We start from the raw sequence: 17,969 nt of genomic DNA, 5'->3' as shown, positions 1-17,969 counted from the left end.
GGGAGCGCTCTCCCGGCTCCCGGCTCCCCCGGAGGGCGACCGGTCAGAAGGCGTAGCGGACGTCCAGCCAGGGGGCGTGGAGGTGGATCAAGGACCGCAGGGAAGCGACCGCCTCGGCCTTGACGCCATTGCGGTAGCGGACGTTGAGGGCGCCGTTCTCGGACCGTTTGGGCTGCTGGATCTCCGGCCGCCACAACAGGTCCTCGGCGCGGGGGTGCCAGCCGAGGTTGACCTCGTGCAGTTCCCGGTTGTGCGTCAGCATGATCACCTCGGCGGCGGCCTGCCGTTTCACCCGCTCGGGCAGCACGTCGTCGAGCTGCCTCAGCAGCTCCGCCCAGGCGTCCTGCCAGCCGGGCCGGACGACCACCGGCGAGAGGTTGAAGTGCACCTCGTAACCGGCGTCGAGGAAGTCCGCGGCGGCGGCGATGCGCTCGGCGACGGGTGAGGTCCGTACGTCCAGCAGGCGGGAGTCGTCGGGCGGCATCAGCGAGAAGCGGATGCGGGTGCGGCCGCCGGGGTCCAGGGCGAGGAGGTCGGGGTTGACGAACTTGGTGGCGAACGATGCCTTGGCGGTGGGCCAGCGCCGGAAGGCGTGGACGAGGTCCGCGGTGTTGTCGCAGATCAGGGCGTCCACCGAGCAGTCGCCGTTCTCCCCGATGTCGTACACCCAGGAGTGGGCGTCGCACTGGTTCGGCTCCGGCTTGGGTCCGTGGCGTGCGATGTGCCGGGCGAGGTGGGCGATGATCCGGTCGATGTTGGTGAAGACGGTGATCGGGTTGGCGTACCCCTTGCGGCGCGGCACGTAGCAGTACGCGCAGGCCATGGCGCACCCGTTGGAGGTGCCCGGGGCGATCCAGTCGGCGGATCTGCCGTTGGGGCGGGTGGTGAGCGTCTTCTTCTCGCCGAGGACGACCGTCTCGCCCTTGATCCGGACCCAGCGGTCGACGTTGCCCCCGTTGCCGTGCAGTCCGGGAATGCGCCAGTGGGAGTCCACGGTGATCAGCCGCGCCTCGGGGAAGCGGCTCAGGACCTGTCTGCCTCGCGGGGACGCCGCCGCGGCGGGTTCCGCGTGGATCTCCCGCACCGGCAGCAGCCGGCGTGCCGCGACGGAGTCCCGGAAGGGTTGGGCGCGCGAGGGGGCGGGGGCCGGTCCGGGGTCGAGGGCGTCCAGCCCGAACAGCGTGCCGGAGCCGTCGTCCGGGCCGGTGGACGGGTGGTGCATGCGGGCTCCGGTGGGGTCGTGCGGGAGTGCCGCAAGGGGCGGATCCGGACCTTCCACTCTACGGCGGGGCGATGACGGCGGGCGCCCCGTCGGCTTCACACCGGGCGTGCGCGTTCACAACGGGCGTGACCGTGTCCATCGCCTCGCCGGGGGCATACGGCATACGACAACCGGACGAACTGGGAGGCAAACGTGCTTGCGATCATTGCGGCGGTCCTTTTTTTCATCGCCTGGCTCATCAATGCGGCGGAGATCGGGACCAACGACGTGTTCACCTCGACCAACGTGATGCTGATCGGGCTGGCCCTGCTGGCCCTGCACGTCGCCGGAATCGGCAGCGGCTGGGGTAGCCGGGCCCGTCGGCGGTGACGGGCATGCCGGTACGCCGGCTCAGAGGCGGATGACGACCAGGGCCGTGTCGTCGGTGTTTCCGGTGGGCGGGAGGAGGTCGGACAGCAGAGCGTCGGCGAGGGCCTCGGGTTCGGCGTGCCGATGCCGGGTGAGCGAGTCGGCCAGGCGGCCCAGGCCGACGTCGATGTCCTCGTCGCGGCGCTCGATCAGACCGTCGGTGTACAGGACCAGGACGCTGCCCTCGGTGAACGGCGTACTGGCCTGGACGCGGGGGACGTGCTCCGGCCGGGCGCCGAGCGGGGGGTCGGTGGCCTGGTCGAGGAAGGTCACGGTGCCGTCGGGGCGGAGCAGCAGGGGCGGCGGGTGACCGGCGCAGCTGTAGCGGACGCAGCGGGCGCCCCGGTCGACGAAAGCGGTGGCCGCGGTGCTCGATTCGGCGCCCTCGACCGAGCGGGCGTACAGGCCGAGGGCGTCCAGGGCCTGGGCCGGGCCGTCCGCGACCCGGCACGCCGCGCTCAGGGCACTGCGCAGCTGGCCCATGGCGCAGGCGGCCGCCAGACCGTGGCCGACCACATCGCCCACGGCGACCGCGAGGTCCCCGTCAGGCAGGTCGACCAGGTCGTACCAGTCACCACACACGTTCAGGGCGCCGATGGCGGGCTGGTAGCGCACGGCCGCGGGGTGCGGGCCGCTCGGGCCGGGCGGCGGCAGCAGCGCCGCCTGCAGTGCCAGGGCGACCTCACGTTCGCGGGCGTGCGCCTTGCGCAGCCTTTCGTTGACTTGCTGGAGTTCGCGGGCCCGGGTGTACAGCTCGGCCTCCAGGACGCGGTCACGGCTGTCGCCGCCCCGGCGGCCGAAGGCGCGGATGAGGTCGGTGACCTCCTCCACCCGGTGCACCAGCAGCACCACCTGTCCGTCGGCGTCGAGGACGGGCGCGTTGACCGGGCTCCAGTAGTGCTCCTGCCAGTGACCGGGCCGCTGGGGGTCCTCGATGTCGTAGCGGAGCAGCGCCATGGTGTCGCGCTCGCCGGTGGCGACGACCCGCTGCATCGACTCCCGGGTCTCGCGCATGCCGGCCGCGGCCGGTTCGTTGGGGTTCTCGGGGAAGACGTCGAAGATGTACCGGCCCAGCATCTGCTCGCGGGTGCGCCCGGCAAGCCGGAGGAAGTCCTCGTTGGCGTCGACGTAGACCAGGTCGGGGGTGAGCAGCGCCACCATGCCGGGCAGGGCATGGAAGACCGCCGCGTAGTCGATCTGCGGTTCCCGCATGTACTGCCCTGCCTCGGCGCCGAGCGTGGGTGAGACGTTCCACGATAGAAGCGAACGGGTCACGGGGCCCTGGCAGTACTCCCTTCGGGGTGCTGACGATCACCTGTACGGGGCTGCGGGCTCCGGTCTGCTCCCTGATCGACATCGCCGCCAGGCCAGGGCGAAGCCGATGCCTGCCACCAGCGCGGGGAGCGACAACTGAACCGTCAGTGAGGCCAGCCAGTCGGGGTTCATCCGCCGTGTCATGCCGCTGGTGTACTGGCAGGTCGCCTGGGGCGGGAAGAAGCTGTACTCCAGTGTCCTGGGCGCGTGCTCTCCCCAGTCCCCGCCCGCCGAGCAGACCGACGACGGTCCCGTGAACAGCCGCCATCCGGCCAGCGCGTAGAACATGAGGAACACCGAGCCGGTCACGAAGAGCGCCGTCCCTGTGCGGCGGAGCTTTTCCGTGCGCGACCTCGGCTCGACCAGGTCACTGCCGAGCGGCGGCTCGCAGCACTCCGCGATCAGCGCCACGAACAGGCAGACGACCATGACCAGCAGGCTGCCCCAGAGCAGCACACCGAGCACTCCGCGGCCGCCGATCGAGACGACGTCCCCGTGCTGGAACTCGCAGACCGTCGCCGGCGGAAACGCCTGCTCCCGCGTCCGCAGGAGTTCGCCCGGCCCTGTGGTCAGCCCTTGCATGCACCGCTCGTCGAACTCGATCATGCCGAACAGAGCGACCGCCGAGCCGACGACCAGCGCTCCGCAGGAGATCGCTGCCGCGGCCCACAGGCCACCCGTCCGGTAGCCGCCGAAGGACGGACCCTGGGACTCACTGGGGCTGGACAGCTGTCACCTCCACGGAGAGGTCGTTGTCGACCGTGTAGTACGGGCGTACCACGGCACCGGCGAGGGTGGCCGAGGGGTACACGAAGACTTCCTTGCGCTCCGCCAGGTCGTCGAGGAGACGGCCGATACGGGCGGTGGCTCCGGCGGCGGATCGAGGCTGCACGCTGAGGTCCCAGACGCGGTCACTCCCGGCTCGGGCGGCGACCAGCTCGGCGAAGTCCACGGTGAAGGAGAACCGCCGGCCACCGCTCTCGACCTGTGGCTCCCGGGTCAGCACAGCGCCCTTGGTGCCCCTCGCGCGCAGTCGTACGACGGCTCCGGCCGCCAGCGTGGCCCCGTGCGAGCGCGCCGTGACCGTCATCGACCCGTCCGTCACGGCAATGCCCTCGACCTCGGCATGCGCGGTGCGCAGCCATGTCCGTACCGCGAGATAGCCGTCCTTGGTGGTGTACGGGACCCGCACCGCCACCGGCGAGGGCCGGTCACGGGTGTGCCCGTCGACCAGGGCCCGCACGTCCCGCAGGGCGGGACGCAGGCGCTGTCGCGGCGCTCCCGGTTCGGGCAGCAGGTACACGTCCCACCGTCCCTCGGCGAGAGCGGGCTGCGGCTCCAGGACGGCGCGCCGGGTGCCGTCGTCCACCGCCTCGGCCGGGAGGACTTGAACGGTTTCCTCGGTCTGTCCCTTCTTCGGACGCAGTCGCAGCAGCACCTGGGGCTGTGGCGCGTCGAGGGCGGGAAGGCGGAAGGTGATGCGGCCGTCCGCGTCGGCCGTGCAGTGGACACGGAGCTGTGTGTCCTGGGTCGTGCCCGGTTCCCGGTTCATCGCTGTCCTTTCCGTACGGCGCGCAGCGCACCGCCGGCCGCGGCATGGGCGGCGTCGCGCGCGGCGAAGCCCCGGCTGACCAGGGCGCGCTGGAACCCGTCACGTGCCGGGGCGACCGGCCGGCCGGCCCTTCTCGCCGACATCGCCTCGTCGATCAGGCGCTCGGCCTGCTCGACGACGGGACCCGGGGCGAAGCGCCGGGCGTTCTCCATGGCCGTACGGCCCATGCGTCGGCGTCGCTCGTCGTCGCCCACGAGTTCGAGCAGAGCCTCCGCCAGCGCCCCGCTGTCCCCGACCGGCACCAACCGGCCGTCCTCCCCGTCCTTGATGATCTCGCCGGGGCCGTAGGGACAGTCGGTGCTCACCACGGGCAGTCCGCAGCGCATCGCCTCGACGAGGGTCATGCCGAACGGCTCGAAGTCGGACGCGGCCGCGCCGATCGAGCCCTTGACCCACTCCGCCTCCATCGGGGCGGCCGCACCCATGAGGAAGACGTTGTCGTACAGGCCGAGGCGCTGGACGAGCCGGCGCAGCCGGTCCCGCTCCTCCCCCTTGCCGTAGATCCGCAGCTGCCAGTCCGGGTGCTCGGCGGCCACCCGGGCGAACGCCCCCACGAGCAGGTCGTAACGTTTCACCGGCACCAGCCGCCCGGCCGCGACCACCACCTTCGCGCGGCCGTCCGCGGCAGGCAGCACGGGGTCGGGGACGCTGTTGGGCAGCGCCTGCACCCTGACCCCGGGCAACCGCATCTTGCGCCGATAGGCGGCGGCGTCCGCCTCCGTGACGGTGGTGAGCACGTCGAGCCCTCGGTAGGCCCGGCGCAGCGCGGTGCGCAGCGCGGGCGGATGTTTGTCGAGGGTGAGATGCTCCTGCCCGACGCGGACGACCTGGGGCGGGGCCTGGGACGCCAGGTGCACATTGAGCCCGGGGCGGGTGCCGATCACCACGTCGGCGTCGGTCCCTTCCAGCCACTCGGCGATGCGCCGGTCGGTCAGCTCGCTGTACTGCTGGTAGCGGTACTCGGCGGCGGGGAACACGCGCGCGGGTCTGCAGTGGAGCGGATCGTCCTTTTCCGTCCGCAGGTCCACCAGCGGTCGCAGGCGGACTCTCGGGTCCACGGTGAAATTCGGGCGTTCCCGATGGCGTAACACCGAGACGATCTCCACGTCGTGGCGCGCCGCCAGCGCCTGGGCCAGGTTGAGGGTGGTGGTGATCGTGCCTCCGATGCCGTACGCGTTGTGGATCAGAAAAGAGATCTTCATGGCGGACTAGACCTCTCCAATCCCCTTTTCGTTGCCCGCCGTTACCGGTTTGTTCTCTTTTCGATCATGGTTCCGGGGTGTGTCACGGTCCGGGTACGTCTCACCTTTACGTCTGGTCCCGCAACCGCACTGGCTGAAAACGGTGTCTCTGAGCGCATGAGCACATGGGAAGTGCCCGGCTACACCGACTCGCTGGAGCTGGGCTCGGGAGCCAGCGGGCGGGTCGTGCTGGCCGTCCACGAGGAGACCGGCGTCGCGGTCGCCGTGAAGTACCTCAGCGAAGCGCTGCTCACCCGGCCCGGCTTCGTGTACGGCTTCCGGGCCGAGGCCCGGCTGCTCGGCGGCCTGGAGAGCCCGTACGTCACCGGTCTGTACGAGTACGTGGAGAGCCCGCACGGCGCCGCCATCGTGATGGAGCTGGTGGACGGCGCCTCCCTGCGGACCCTGCTGACCCGGCACGGCCCGCTCGACCCGGAAGCCGCGCTCGCCATCCTGAAGGGATCGCTGCTCGGCCTGGCCGACGCCCACCGCGTCGGCGTCGTCCACCGCGACTACAAGCCGGAGAACGTCCTGGTCGTGCCGGACGGATCGTCCAAGCTCGTCGACTTCGGGATCGCGGTGGACTCGGGCACCAGCGCCGGCGTGGCGGGCACCCCCTCGTACATGTCCCCCGAGCAGTGGACCGGCGCGCCCGCCTCACCCGCCGCCGACGTCTACGCCGCCACGGCCACCTTCTTCGAGTGCCTGACGGGCCGCAGGCCCTTCTCGGGCGACAACTTCGCCGAGCTGGCGTTGCAGCATGTCGAGGCGCCCGTCCCCGCCGAGGAGGCTCCCGAGGCCGTACGGGAGCTGGTCCGCCGCGGTCTGGCCAAGGACCCGGAGCAACGGCCCGCGCAGGCAGCGGAGTTCGTCACGGAACTGGAGGCCGTCGCCGGCACCGCCTACGGGCCCGACTGGGAGGAACGGGGCCGGGGACGGCTCGCCGCCCTCGTGGCGCTGCTGCCCCTGCTGCTGCCCTCGGGCCGGGGCACCCCGCGCAGCACCACGGACACCGCCCGCACGATCCTGCCCCGGCAAGGGCCCGGCCCCGTCCCCGCACGGTCGTGGCTGCCCGGCCGGCCCGGCATGCTGGTGTCGGTCGCGGCCGTCGTCCTCGGAGCGCTCCTGGCCTACGGCACCCCGTTCGACCCCGGGCCCGCCGCTCAGCAGGCGGCACAAGCCCTGGCCACGACCAGCGCCCGGCCCGACGCGGAACCCGCGGGAACCGCCGTAGCCACGGCGTCCGCCTCCCCCTCCCCCTCCTCGGCCACCACGTCGGAGAGCCCGTCGCCCTCGGACCCGGCGGCCACCGAGGGCGAAGCACCCCCCGCCGCCGCAGGGGAGGGCACGACGCCGCCGCCCGCGGGCACCGAGACCACGGCGGCCCCGACGACCGACGCTCCCCCGTCCCCTGCCGCGCCCACCGTCAAGGCCGTCTCGGTGTCGGGCTTCAGCCAGACCGGCGCCACGACCGCCACCGCCACCCTCAATGTCACGACCGACGGCACCGGGCCGATCTCCCTCACCGTCTCGTGGTCCACGAGCGACACCGGCGGACAGCCCGGCGCCGCCGACGGTGCGCCGCAGACCTTCACGCGCAGCGGAGCCACCACCTACGCGATCACCGTCGACCACACGTTCCAGAACACCGGCTGCTACTGGACCGTCCAGGCCACGACGGACCCCGCCGCCGCCGGCGGTACCGCCTCCCAGCAGCTCCTGACCAGGCGGTGCGACATCCGATGACCGCTCACGGCGACCGCACGCCCGCACGGACCGAGGACCGCGAACCGACGCGGGTCCCCGCATCCGCGGAGTACAGCGCCACGGTGCTGGCCAGCCACTGGGTCCAGGGACCGGCCTCCAGCGACACGCGCGTCGAGGAGACCCCGTCCGCGCCCCCACCCGACCGCGTCGACGGCACCGTGCTGCGCTTCGGCCCGGGCGTCACCGCCGCCGTCGCGCACCGCACGCACGTGACCCTCCCGACGATGACCGCACCCCCGGCGCCCCCTCGCCGGCGGATGCGCAGACACGCGCTCCCGGCCCTGGTACTGGTCGGTGTCCTCGGCTTCCTCGCCTGGCAGCGCCTGGGGCCGTCCGTCGAGGTGAGCACGGTGGCTGTCACGGCCCGGCCGACGGTTCTCGGGTGCGACGAAACAGCCGACATCGTGGGCGTGGTGACGACGAACGGCAGTCCCGGCACGCTCTCCTACCGCTGGACCAGAAGCGACGGCACCACCTCAGGCGTCCTGCGCGAGGTGCTGGTGAGGGGGCAGGAGCAGGCACGCCTGCACCTGAGGTGGACCTTCCAGGGCGAGGGCCACCGCACGGCGCGGGCCGAACTCCAGATCCTCTCGCCGACCGGCGATACGGCCACCGCTCAGTTCACGTACGCCTGTCCCTGACGGTTCATCAACAGCTCAGCTCGGGGCGATCGCCGACTCGGCCGCCGCTTTGATGCGGGCACCGAATGCGGGGGCGTCCTTACGGGCAGCGGCGAGCGCCAGACCGACGAGGAGCTTGCCGCCCTCGCTGACGGTGCCGCTGTTCTTCGACACCTCGGCCCACCGGATCAGTGCCGGGGCTTCGAACGAACTCCGCGGACCGCCCGTCCGCCCCAGCGGGACGCCGGTTCGGGCCACCGCTCGGCACCTGAAGTGCCGTGGGCGCTAGGCTTCGCGCGGCACGGATACGACGGGGGCGGCACGTATGAAGTCCGAGGAGACACCGCGGTGGGCGTCGGCCCTCGACGCGGTCGTGGTGTACGCGCAGGGCGCGATGTGCAGCAGGCGGGTCCGGGGTTCCGTGCCGCCGGACGGGCGGGTGCGGGTCACGGGGCTGCCTCGCTCGATGGACCCGGGGTCCCTGCGCGCCCGGGTGCTCGGCGACAGCGGAGTGCGGGTCACCGAGGTGCGCGTGGAGGTGGACGCCGAGCCGTCCGTCACCGGCTCCTCCCCTGAGGTGCGGCAGGAAGTGGAGCGGCTGCGCGACGCCCACGGCGCGGTGCAGGGGCGCCGCGACCGGGTGCTCGCGCGCATCAAGGAGGTCACGGACCTGCGTCCGGTGCCGCCGCCGCGCAAGCGTGAGGACCCGCACCGCCGCACCCCCGCCGAGGCGTGGCTGACCCTCGCCGACTTCGTGGACGAGCGGCTGACGGCCCTGCACCACCGCCTCACCGAACTGGAGGCGGAGCTGGACCGCCTCGGACACGAACTCAGCGTCGCCGCCGACCGCTTGGCCCGGGCCTCCACCGACGCCCCCTCCGCCCACGTCCGGACCACGGTCTGCGCCGTCCTGACCCTCGACGGACCGGGTGAGGTCGAACTGGAGCTGGAGTACGGCGTGCCGGGCGCCGTCTGGGTCCCGGCGTACCGGCTGGCCTACCGGCAGAGCGCCGACAGCGGCAGCCTGGTGCTGCGTGCCTCGGTCGCGCAGCGCACGGGAGAGGACTGGACCGGGGTGCGCATCGCCCTGGCCACCGCCGATCTGCGGCGCCGCACCGACCTGCCGAAGCTGCGCTCGCTGCGCATCGGCCGCCGCCAGCCCGTCCCCGCGCCGTCCGGCTGGCGCGAGCCCCCGGCGGGCCTGGCCGACCTGTTCACCGGGTACGACTCGGCGGGCCCGCGCCCTCAACCGCGTACGACTGCGCCCCCGAACGCCGTCGGCGGCCCCGTCCCGCCTCCCCTCCCCGCGCCCCCGGCATACAGCGGAGCACCAGTACGGCCCGGCGAACCGGGCAGCGCCCGCAGGCCACAGGCCGACGCGCCCGACCGCTCCACTGCCTACGGGCAGGCCCCGCCGCAGCCACTCGCCCGCCCCCGAACAGGCGGCGCACCGGCCCCCGCTCTCGCCGCCATGGCACCGGCCGCCGGAGGACCCCCGCCGCCACCGGCCCCCTCCGGCCCGATCGCCCCGCTCTCACCGCCGCCCCCCGCGCCGGTGACCGGTCCGCCACGCCCGAGCGGCGACGAACTGGACTACGCCGCGCTCCACCTCAGCGGCCCCGACGAGCCCGCCGCGCGCAGGGGCCGGCTGTTCCCCGACGCGCCGTTCGACCCGGTGGCCGCCGAACACCGCCGCCGTGCCGAAGCGGTGGCCTCGCTGCCGCTGCCCGGACACGCCGTGCGGCCCCGCGAGTCGGCGGGTTCCTTCGATCATCGCTACGACGCCGCCGCCCGCGCGGACATCCCCTCGGACGGCACCTGGCACACCGTCACCATCAGCGAGATCCCGGTCGGTCTGCGCACCGAGTACCTGTGCGTGCCGTCCGCGGAGCAGCGGGTGTACGGGACGCTCGTCCTCTCCAACGCCACCGACCAGGCGCTGCTGGCCGGCCCGGTGGAGGTCACCGTCGACGATGACTCCCTGCTGACCGCCGCGCTGCCCACGCTCGCCCCGGGCGGCGTCCGCCGGATGGGGCTCGGACCCGCGGAGGGTGTCCAGGTCACCCGACGCACCCACCTCGACGAGTCCACGGCGGGCCTGCGCAACAACGTCACCGTGCTCGACCACCGCGTCCAGGTGGACCTGGCCAACCGCCTCGCCCGGCCCGTCTCCGTCGAGGTCCGCGAGCAGGTGCCGGTCACCTCCGATCCGGATGTGCGGATCGACGAACGGGCCGACTGGACGGTGCCCGACGACGGCGCGGGGCCCGATCACCACGCCCCGGGCACCCGCGTGTGGCGTGTCGACCTGCCGCCCGGCGGCACCGTCGCGCTGCACGGCGGCTACGAAATCCGTATCCCGGCCGCGAAGGCCCTGGTCGGCGGCAACCGCAGGAGCTGACACACACCATGCCCACGGATCCGGAACTGATCCCCGCGCCCGTCACCGCCGTCACCTGCCTGGAGGACCGCGCGCAGGTCGAACGCAGCCTCGCCCTCGACCTGCGCGCGGGCGTGCAGCGGCTGCGGCTCGGGCCGGTCAGCGCGCTCGCGGTCGACCGCACCCTGCACGCCGAGCTGACCGCCGACCACGAGGCCGGCGTCCTCGACGCCCGCATCGTCCGCGCCTGGACGCCGCGCGGGCCGCTGCCCGCCACCGACGACTCGGTGCTGCGCCTGCGCGTCCACGCTCTGGAGGAGGAGCGCCGCACGCTGGAGCAGCGCACCGACCGGCTGCGCACCCGCCTCGACCTGCTGGGCCGACTCGCCGCCGACCTCCTGCGCGAGATAGGGGAGGGAGCCGGTACGGGCGAGACGGATCCGACGCGCTGGTGCCGGGAACTCGACCGCGTGGACGACGAACGCGACGTCCGCAGCGAGGAGTTGCGCACCGCGCAGGCCCGGCTGACGGTGCTCGCCACCGAACTCCAGGAGACCGAGCACGCCATCCATCTGTCCGAGCAGGGGCCCGCCGAACTGCTCGGCCATGTCGAGCTGACCGTGCGGTCCGCGGCGGCGGGGCCGGCGCGGCTGCGGCTGACCCACCTCGTACCCTGCGCGCTGTGGCGCCCCGCCTACCGGGCCGTGCTCGACGCGGACACCGTGACGCTGGAGACGGACGCCATGGTGTGGCAGCGCACCGGCGAGGACTGGTCCGACGTGGCCCTCACGCTGTCGACGGCCCGCTCCGCTGCGGCGAACGAGCCACCCACCTTGGTCGAGGACCGGCTGACGCTGACCGACCGCTCCCCCGCCGAGCGGCGTACGGTCGAGGTGGAGGTGCGCGAGCAGGAGATCGCCGACCTCGGCCCGGCCCCCGTGCTCGGCCTGCCCGGCGTGGACGACGGCGGCGAGACCAGGGTGCTGCGCTCCCCCGCACCCGTCTGTGTCCCGGCCGACGGGCGCGCCCACCGCGTGCCGCTCTCCTCCGTCGCGGCGCCCGCGCGCAGTGAGTACGCCTGCGCCCCCGAACTGTCCCCGCTGGTGACCCAGGTGGTGCGGTTCGACAACTCCTCCGGGCACGCGCTGCTCGCCGGCCCCGTGGACCTGGTGCGCGGCAGCGGGTTCAGCGGGCGCGGCACCCTCGACTTCACCGCTCCCGGCGGGCCCGTCGAGCTCGCGTTCGGCAGCCACGACGACTACCGGGTGGTGCGGTACGCGGAGGAGTCCCGCGACACCGCCACCATGACCCAGCGGACCACGGTCACCCACACGGTACGCCTGCACCTGTCCCGCTTCTCCGCTCCGGGAGCGCAGGGCGATCGGACCGTCGTGCTGCGGGAACGGATGCCGGTCTCCGAGGTCTCGGCAGTGGAGGTACGGCTCCGCAAGGAGGGCTGTTCCCCCGCGCCGGACGCGGTCGACGACGAGGGCATCGTCCGCTGGGACATCGCCTTGCCGCCCGGCGCACGGCGCTCGGTCACCCTCGTGTACGAGGTCGCCGCGAGCGGCAAGGTCAGCGGGCTTTGAGGAGGCCACATGACGCGGCGGCAGACCATCGCCGTAGCGCACCTGGACGGAACGGCCGCCGGGGAGGCCGCGAACGCGTTCCGGCTGATCTACGCCGAAGCGTTCGCCGAGCCTCCTTACCACGAGACCGCGGACGACGTCGCCGCCGCCTTCCGCCGCTTCCCTGCGCAGACCCGCAACCCCACGTTTCGCGCCGCTCTGGCCCGCACCGAGGACGACGAGCCGATCGGCATGGCCTACGGCCACCTGCTCGGGCCCGACGCGGTGTGGTGGGACGAACTGACCGAGCCCGTGCCCGACGACCTGCGGCGCGAGGACGGACACCGCACCTTCGGTCTCCTGGAACTCGCCGTGCGCGAGCCGTGGCGCGGACAGGGCGTCGCACGACGTCTGCACACCGCCCTCCTCACCACCGTCGGAGCCGAGCGGGTGCTGCTGAACGTCCACCCGGCGGGCCGGGCGGCGTCGGCCGCCTACCGCGCGTGGGGATACCGCAAGGTCGGCGAGGGACGGCCCGGAGGCGGCGGTGCGGACCTCCACGACGTCATGCTGCTCGACCTGCGCTGAGCGACCCGTAACCCCGCGCCTTCCCTTCCCCCATCCCGCCACCCCCACCCCGCGTGACACCGCACCCCTTATTGCAATTAATATGCAACAGCTTTGGATCTTCGATAAGGGTGTGAGGTCGCATGACGGTCCGACGGATACGGACAGCCGCCGCCACGGCGGCGATACTCACGGGTGTCGCCGCCTGCTCGGCCCCCGGCAGCAGCACGGGTGGCGACACGGCCGACTCCGTCGTGATCGGCGTGGCCTCCGAGCCGGACACGCTCAGCCCGCTGCTCGGCTACGGCAAGGACGGCAACTCGAAGATCTTCGACGGACTCCTCGCCCGGGACGCCGACCTGCAGCTGAAGCCCGCCCTGGCCAAGGCGCTGCCCAAGGTCGCCGACGACGGCCTCACCTACACGTACACCCTGCGCGACGGCGTGAAGTTCAGCGACGGCGAGCCCCTGACCGCCGCCGACGTGGTCTTCACGTACGAGACGATCCTCGACGCGAAGACCAACAACACCAGCCGCAGCGAACTGGACGCCATCGAGCGGGTCCGCGCGGACGGCGACGACAAGGTGGTCTTCGACCTCAAGTACCCCTACGCCCCCTTCGCCGGGCGCACCGTGCTGCCCATCGTCCCCGAGCACATCGCCGCCGAGCAGGACCCCAACACCGGCTCGTTCAACAGCAAGCCGGTCGGCACCGGCCCCTACGTGCTCGCCTCCTGGAGCAAGGGCGAGAAGCTCACCTTCAAGGCCAACCCCGACTACTGGGGCGGTGCGCCGAAGGTGACGAAGGTGACCATGGCGATCATCGAGGACGACAACGTGCGCGCCACCCGGCTGCGCTCCGGCGACCTCGACGGCGCCGTCCTGCCGCCCAACCTCGCCGCCACCTTCGCGAACGACAGCGGCAGAAAGACGTACGAGGCGAAGACCTACGACTTCCGCGCGGTCACCCTCCCCCAGGAGAACAAGGTCACCGGCGACCGGGCGATCCGGCAGGCCCTGGACGCGGCCGTGGACCGCCGCGCCATGGTCGACACGATCCTGGACGGCGCCGGCCGCCCCGCGTACGGGCCGCTGCCCGTCGACGACCCCTGGTTCGCCCCCGGCATCGAGCGCGAGCACGACCTCGCCAAGGCGCAACGCATCCTCGACGAGGCAGGCTGGAAGACCGGTGAGGGCGGTGTCCGCGCCAAGGACGGCCGACGGGCCTCCTTCACCCTCCTGTATCCCTCCGGCGACAAGGTCCGCCAGGACCACGCCCTCGCCTACGCCTCCGACGCCAAGAAGGCCGGCATCGAGGTGAAGGTGGAGAGCGCCACCTGGGAGGTCATCGAGCCTCGCATGAAGAACGACGCGGTACTGGCCGGCTTCGGCAGCAACGGCGACCCCGACTTCGGCCTCTACACGCTGCTGCACTCCTCCCTCGCCGGCGACGGCTTCAACAACATGGGCCGCTACGACGACCCGGTCGTCGACGAGGCGCTCGACACCGGCCGCCGCAGCTCGGACGAGTCGACCCGGAAGGCCGCCTACGCCGACCTCCAGCGCGAGCTGGTGAAGAACCCCGGCTACACCTTCCTCACCCACATCGACCACGTCTACGTCCTCGCCGACCGCTGGGCGGGCCTGACCACGCAGACCGAGCCGCACGAGCACGGCTTCGCCAGCGGCCCCTGGTGGAACCTCGAAGCCTGGCAGCCGAAGAAGTGACCGCACTCCCCTGGGGAGCGATGGCACGCCTGGCGGGGCGACGGCTGCTGTTCATCGCCCCGATCCTGCTCGTGGTCACCTTCGGTGTCTTCGCGATCGCCGCCGCCTCCCCCTTCGACCCGGTCAAGGCGTACGCCGGCACGGCGGCGCTCGGCGCCGACACGGAGACACTGGAGCGGCTGCGCCAGAACCTGGGCGTGGACGAGCCGTTCACCAGCCGCTGGTGGAACTGGCTCACCGCGGCGCTCGGTGGCGACCTCGGCCAGTCCAGCGTGATGCGGCAGCCGGTGGCCCAGGTGATCGGCGAACGCCTCGTCTGGTCCTCGCTGTTGTGCGCGGCCGCGTTCGTGGTGGCGGTGCTGACGGGCACACTGCTGGGCGTCCTGGCGGCCCGTCGTCCCGGCTCGCTGCTCGACCGGACGATCACCGCCGTCGCGTACTCCCTGGAGGCGGCCCCCGTCTTCTGGCTCGCCCTGCTCGCCGTCTGGCTGTTCGCCCTCCAACTCGGAGTGCTCCCGGCGGGCGGCCTGACCGACACCGCGAGCGAGCAGGTCACAGCGGGTCAGGTCGCGAGCCACCTCGTGCTGCCGGCCGGGGTGCTCGCCGTCTCCCAACTCCCCTGGTTCACCCTGTACGTCCGCCAGGGCGTGGGCGACGCGCTCGCCGAGGATCCCGTACGGGGCGCCCGCGCACGCGGGTTGAGCGAACGCACCGTGCTGCTCGGCCACGCCCTGCGCTCCGGGCTGCTGCCGGTCCTCACCCTGGTCGGCTCCAGGGTCCCCGAACTCATCACCGGCGCCCTGCTGGTGGAGAGCGTCTTCAGCTGGCCCGGCATCGCGGCGGCGACCGTCGAGGCGGCCACCGCCGTCGACTTCCCGCTCCTCGCCGCGCTCACCACGCTGGCCACCGCCGCCGTACTCCTCGGCAACCTCCTCGCCGACCTGCTCTACGGCCTGTTCGACCCGAGGGTGAAGTTCAGTGACATGTGAATCGCCTCCAGCGACGGCCTGGCGGTCCTACGGCGCCGACCGCCGTTCCACCCGGTCGGTGCGCGTACGTGTCTCGGCCGCAGTGGTGGCCGTGACCGTCCTCGCCGTGCTCCTCGTACCGCCGCTGGTCCAACTCGACCAGCAGGCCGTCGATCTGTCCGCGAAGCTGCTCCCGCCGAGCTGGTCCCACCCCTTCGGCACCGACGACCTCGGCCGGGACCTGCTGGTGCGCTGCGTCTACGGACTGCGCGTCTCCCTGCTGGTCGGGGTGGTGGCGGCGCTCGCGGCGACCGTGCTCGGCACGGCCGTCGGAGCGACCGCCGGAGCGCTGGGCGGCTGGGTCGACCGGGGTCTCATGCGGCTCGTCGACACGGTCTCCGCCGTGCCCCACCTGCTGCTGGGCATCTTCATCGTGGCCATGTTCCGGCCCGGTGTGTGGCCGGTGGTGGTCTCCGTGGCGCTCACCCACTGGCTGTCCACCGCACGGATCGTGCGCGCGGAGACGCTGTCCCTGCGCTCGCGGCCGTACGTCGACGCCGCCGTCTCCGGGGGCGCCTCCCGCCGACGCGTGGCGGTACGGCATCTGCTGCCCGGCGTCCTGCCCCAGGCCGCGCTGGCCGCCGTGCTCATGGTGCCGCACGCCATGTGGCACGAGTCGGCGCTGTCCTTCCTCGGCCTGGGCCTGCCCACCCACACCGCCAGCCTCGGCACCCTCATCCAGGGCGCCCAGGGTTCCCTGCTCGCCGGGCAGTGGTGGCCCACCCTCTTCCCCGGCCTGTTCATCATCGTGCCCACCCTCGCCATCGCCGGTCTCACCGGAGCCTGGCGGGAGCGGATCAACCCCCGGCGCCGATCGGAGCTGATGCTGTGACTCCCCCAGCCGGCCCTCCCGTGCTCTCCGTACGCGGACTGTCCGTACGCTTCCTGATGCCCGGCGCCCGCCGGATCGCGGCCGTCACCGACGTCCACTTCGAAGTGGCCGCCGGCGAGTGCCTGGCCCTGATCGGGGAGAGCGGCTGCGGCAAGTCGGTCCTCGCCTCGGCCCTGCTGGGGCTGCTGCCCGCCAACGCGCAGGCCGCCGGCGAGGCCCGCGTCGGCGACCTGGACGTCCTCGCCGCCGACGAACGCACCCTCGCCCGCACCGTACGGGGCCGCCTGATCGGGCTCGTCCCGCAGAGCCCCGCCGCCCACCTCACCCCCGTCCGCACCGTCCGGTCCCACCTGGAGGAGACGGTCGGCGCGCTGACCGAGGTCCGAGGGCGGGCCGCGCTACGGCACGCGGCCGAGGCGGCCGCCGAACGCGCCGCCTTCCCCGCCGACCACCTCGACCGCCATCCGCACGAACTCTCCGGCGGCCTCGCCCAGCGCGCCGCCACCGCCCTCGCCCTCGTCGGCGACGCACCCCTGCTCCTCGCCGACGAACCCACCACCGGCCTCGACCGCGACCTGGTCGACCACACCGTGACCGAACTGCGCCGTCACGTCGACACCGGCCGGCACGCCCTGCTCATGATCACCCACGACCTGGCCGCCGCCGAACGCATCGCCGACCGGGTGGCCGTGATGTACGCGGGCCGGATCGTCGAACTCGCCGACGCGAAGGCGTTCTTCGGGGCGCCGGGCCCTCGCCACCCCTACAGTCGCGGCCTCCTCGACGCCCTCCCCGACCGCGCCTTCGCCCCGATCCCGGGCCTGCCGCCCGAACTCGGCGACCTCCCCGACGGCTGCGCCTTCGCCCCCCGCTGCGAGCGGGCCACGGACGCCTGCGCCGCGCTCCCCCGGACCACCGACGGCATCGCCTGCCACCACCCGCACGTACGGGAGGACCTCCGTGCTTGACCTGCACGACATCACCGCCGGATACGACAGGAAGGCCCCCGTCGTCCGCGGTGCCGCCGTGTCCGTCGCCCCCGGCGAGGCCGTCGGTCTCCTCGGCCCCAGCGGCTGCGGCAAGTCCACCCTCGCCCGGGTCGCGGCGCTGCTGCACCGCCCCGACACCGGCACCGTGACGCTCGACGGCGAACCCGTACGACGCTGGCGCCACCGCGCCCCGCGCGCCCAGCGCACCGCCATCGGCGTCGTCTTCCAGCAGCCCCGCCTGTCCGCCGATCCCCGGCTGTCGCTCACCGACCTCATCGCCGAGCCCCTGCGCGCAGGCGGCTCGCGTCACGAAGTCCCGGACCGGGTGGCCGAGTTGGCGTCGACCGTCGGCCTCACCCCCGACCTCCTGCGCCGCCGCCCCCACGAGGTCAGTGACGGCCAGCTCCAACGCGCCTGTCTGGCGCGCGCCCTGGTCCTCCGCCCCCGCTGGCTGATCTGCGACGAGATGACCGCGATGCTCGACGCGTCCACCACCGCCGCGCTCGTGACAGCCGTCGAGGAGTACCGGACCACCACCGGCGCCGGTCTGCTCGCCGTCGGCCACGACCAGGTGCTCCTGGACCGCTGGTGCGACCGCACCCTCCACTGGGCCGACGTCACCGGCCGCACCTCGCGGACGGTGTGACCGCGACACCTGCGTAGGGTCGGAGCCGGCGGCGTTACGCTTGCGTGC

General features: G+C 73.1%; 16 protein-coding genes and 1 pseudogene. 11 read left to right on the top strand and 6 right to left on the bottom strand.

Going from position 1 to position 17,969, the window contains the following annotated elements:
- Positions 1-43 precede the first annotated feature (43 nt).
- A complete protein-coding gene (locus ACFYW5_RS14665) occupies positions 44-1,222 on the bottom strand; it encodes a spore photoproduct lyase family protein (protein ID WP_389417325.1) in 1,179 nt (392 codons plus the stop codon).
- Positions 1,223-1,414: 192 nt separating this feature from the next.
- Here ACFYW5_RS14665 and ACFYW5_RS14660 point away from each other — a divergent pair, with 192 nt between their 5' ends.
- On the top strand, positions 1,415-1,591 hold the full coding sequence (locus ACFYW5_RS14660) for a hypothetical protein (protein WP_389417324.1): 177 nt from the start codon (positions 1,415-1,417) through the stop codon (positions 1,589-1,591).
- A 21-nt stretch (positions 1,592-1,612) separates the two neighbouring features.
- Here ACFYW5_RS14660 and ACFYW5_RS14655 read toward each other — a convergent pair whose 3' ends face one another.
- From ACFYW5_RS14655 to ACFYW5_RS14640, 4 genes are all read right to left on the bottom strand, one after another.
- Positions 1,613-2,842 carry a PP2C family protein-serine/threonine phosphatase gene (locus tag ACFYW5_RS14655; protein WP_389417323.1) on the bottom strand — a complete coding sequence of 410 codons (1,230 nt, stop codon included), beginning with the start codon at positions 2,840-2,842 and terminating at the stop codon, positions 1,613-1,615.
- Positions 2,843-2,941: 99 nt separating this feature from the next.
- The gene (locus ACFYW5_RS14650) at positions 2,942-3,550 is read right to left on the bottom strand and encodes a hypothetical protein (RefSeq protein WP_389417322.1); all 609 of its coding nucleotides are present in this window, start codon (positions 3,548-3,550) and stop codon (positions 2,942-2,944) included.
- Positions 3,551-3,656: 106 nt separating this feature from the next.
- Complete coding sequence (locus tag ACFYW5_RS14645) at positions 3,657-4,496, bottom strand: transferase (RefSeq protein ID WP_389417321.1); 840 nt, start codon at positions 4,494-4,496, stop codon at positions 3,657-3,659.
- Entirely contained in the window at positions 4,493-5,758 is a 1,266-nt protein-coding gene (locus ACFYW5_RS14640; protein ID WP_389417320.1) for a glycosyltransferase family 4 protein, read from the bottom strand. The genes ACFYW5_RS14645 and ACFYW5_RS14640 overlap by 4 nt, the downstream gene beginning before the upstream one ends.
- A 156-nt stretch (positions 5,759-5,914) precedes the next feature.
- Between ACFYW5_RS14640 and ACFYW5_RS14635 the strand changes: the two genes are divergently transcribed.
- Both ACFYW5_RS14635 and ACFYW5_RS14630 read left to right on the top strand, forming a co-directional pair.
- A complete protein-coding gene (locus tag ACFYW5_RS14635; RefSeq protein WP_389417319.1) occupies positions 5,915-7,543 on the top strand; it encodes a protein kinase in 1,629 nt (542 codons plus the stop codon).
- The gene (locus ACFYW5_RS14630) at positions 7,540-8,205 is read left to right on the top strand and encodes a hypothetical protein (RefSeq protein ID WP_389417318.1); all 666 of its coding nucleotides are present in this window, start codon (positions 7,540-7,542) and stop codon (positions 8,203-8,205) included. Before ACFYW5_RS14635 ends, ACFYW5_RS14630 begins: the two co-directional genes overlap by 4 nt.
- A 15-nt stretch (positions 8,206-8,220) precedes the next feature.
- Here the strand turns inward: ACFYW5_RS14630 and ACFYW5_RS14625 are convergent.
- Positions 8,221-8,397: pseudogene (locus ACFYW5_RS14625) on the bottom strand (polyketide cyclase); the annotation flags it as partial.
- Positions 8,398-8,509: 112 nt separating this feature from the next.
- On the opposite strand from ACFYW5_RS14625, the gene ACFYW5_RS14620 reads away from it, so the two are divergent.
- From ACFYW5_RS14620 to ACFYW5_RS14585, 8 genes are all read left to right on the top strand, one after another.
- The gene (locus ACFYW5_RS14620; RefSeq protein WP_389417317.1) at positions 8,510-10,585 is read left to right on the top strand and encodes a DUF4139 domain-containing protein; all 2,076 of its coding nucleotides are present in this window, start codon (positions 8,510-8,512) and stop codon (positions 10,583-10,585) included.
- A gap of 8 nt (positions 10,586-10,593) precedes the next feature.
- Entirely contained in the window at positions 10,594-12,153 is a 1,560-nt protein-coding gene (locus ACFYW5_RS14615; protein ID WP_389417316.1) for a mucoidy inhibitor MuiA family protein, read from the top strand.
- A gap of 9 nt (positions 12,154-12,162) precedes the next feature.
- A complete protein-coding gene (locus ACFYW5_RS14610) occupies positions 12,163-12,720 on the top strand; it encodes a GNAT family N-acetyltransferase (protein ID WP_389417315.1) in 558 nt (185 codons plus the stop codon).
- A 122-nt stretch (positions 12,721-12,842) separates the two neighbouring features.
- Positions 12,843-14,426 (top strand): ABC transporter substrate-binding protein, encoded by a 1,584-nt coding sequence (locus tag ACFYW5_RS14605; protein ID WP_389417314.1) that lies wholly within the window; start codon positions 12,843-12,845, stop codon positions 14,424-14,426.
- Between the two features lie 20 nt (positions 14,427-14,446).
- A complete protein-coding gene (locus ACFYW5_RS14600) occupies positions 14,447-15,415 on the top strand; it encodes an ABC transporter permease (RefSeq protein ID WP_389417313.1) in 969 nt (322 codons plus the stop codon).
- The gene (locus ACFYW5_RS14595) at positions 15,405-16,286 is read left to right on the top strand and encodes an ABC transporter permease (protein ID WP_389417312.1); all 882 of its coding nucleotides are present in this window, start codon (positions 15,405-15,407) and stop codon (positions 16,284-16,286) included. Before ACFYW5_RS14600 ends, ACFYW5_RS14595 begins: the two co-directional genes overlap by 11 nt.
- Before the next feature lie 56 nt (positions 16,287-16,342).
- Positions 16,343-17,254 (top strand): ABC transporter ATP-binding protein, encoded by a 912-nt coding sequence (locus ACFYW5_RS14590; protein ID WP_389417478.1) that lies wholly within the window; start codon positions 16,343-16,345, stop codon positions 17,252-17,254.
- The gene (locus ACFYW5_RS14585) at positions 17,247-17,921 is read left to right on the top strand and encodes an ABC transporter ATP-binding protein (RefSeq protein ID WP_389417311.1); all 675 of its coding nucleotides are present in this window, start codon (positions 17,247-17,249) and stop codon (positions 17,919-17,921) included. Before ACFYW5_RS14590 ends, ACFYW5_RS14585 begins: the two co-directional genes overlap by 8 nt.
- Positions 17,922-17,969: the final 48 nt, after the last annotated feature.

The organism is Streptomyces sp. NPDC002779 (assembly GCF_042888685.1).
GTDB lineage: Bacteria > Actinomycetota > Actinomycetes > Streptomycetales > Streptomycetaceae > Streptomyces.
This window is presented reverse-complemented; position numbering and strand designations above follow the sequence as displayed.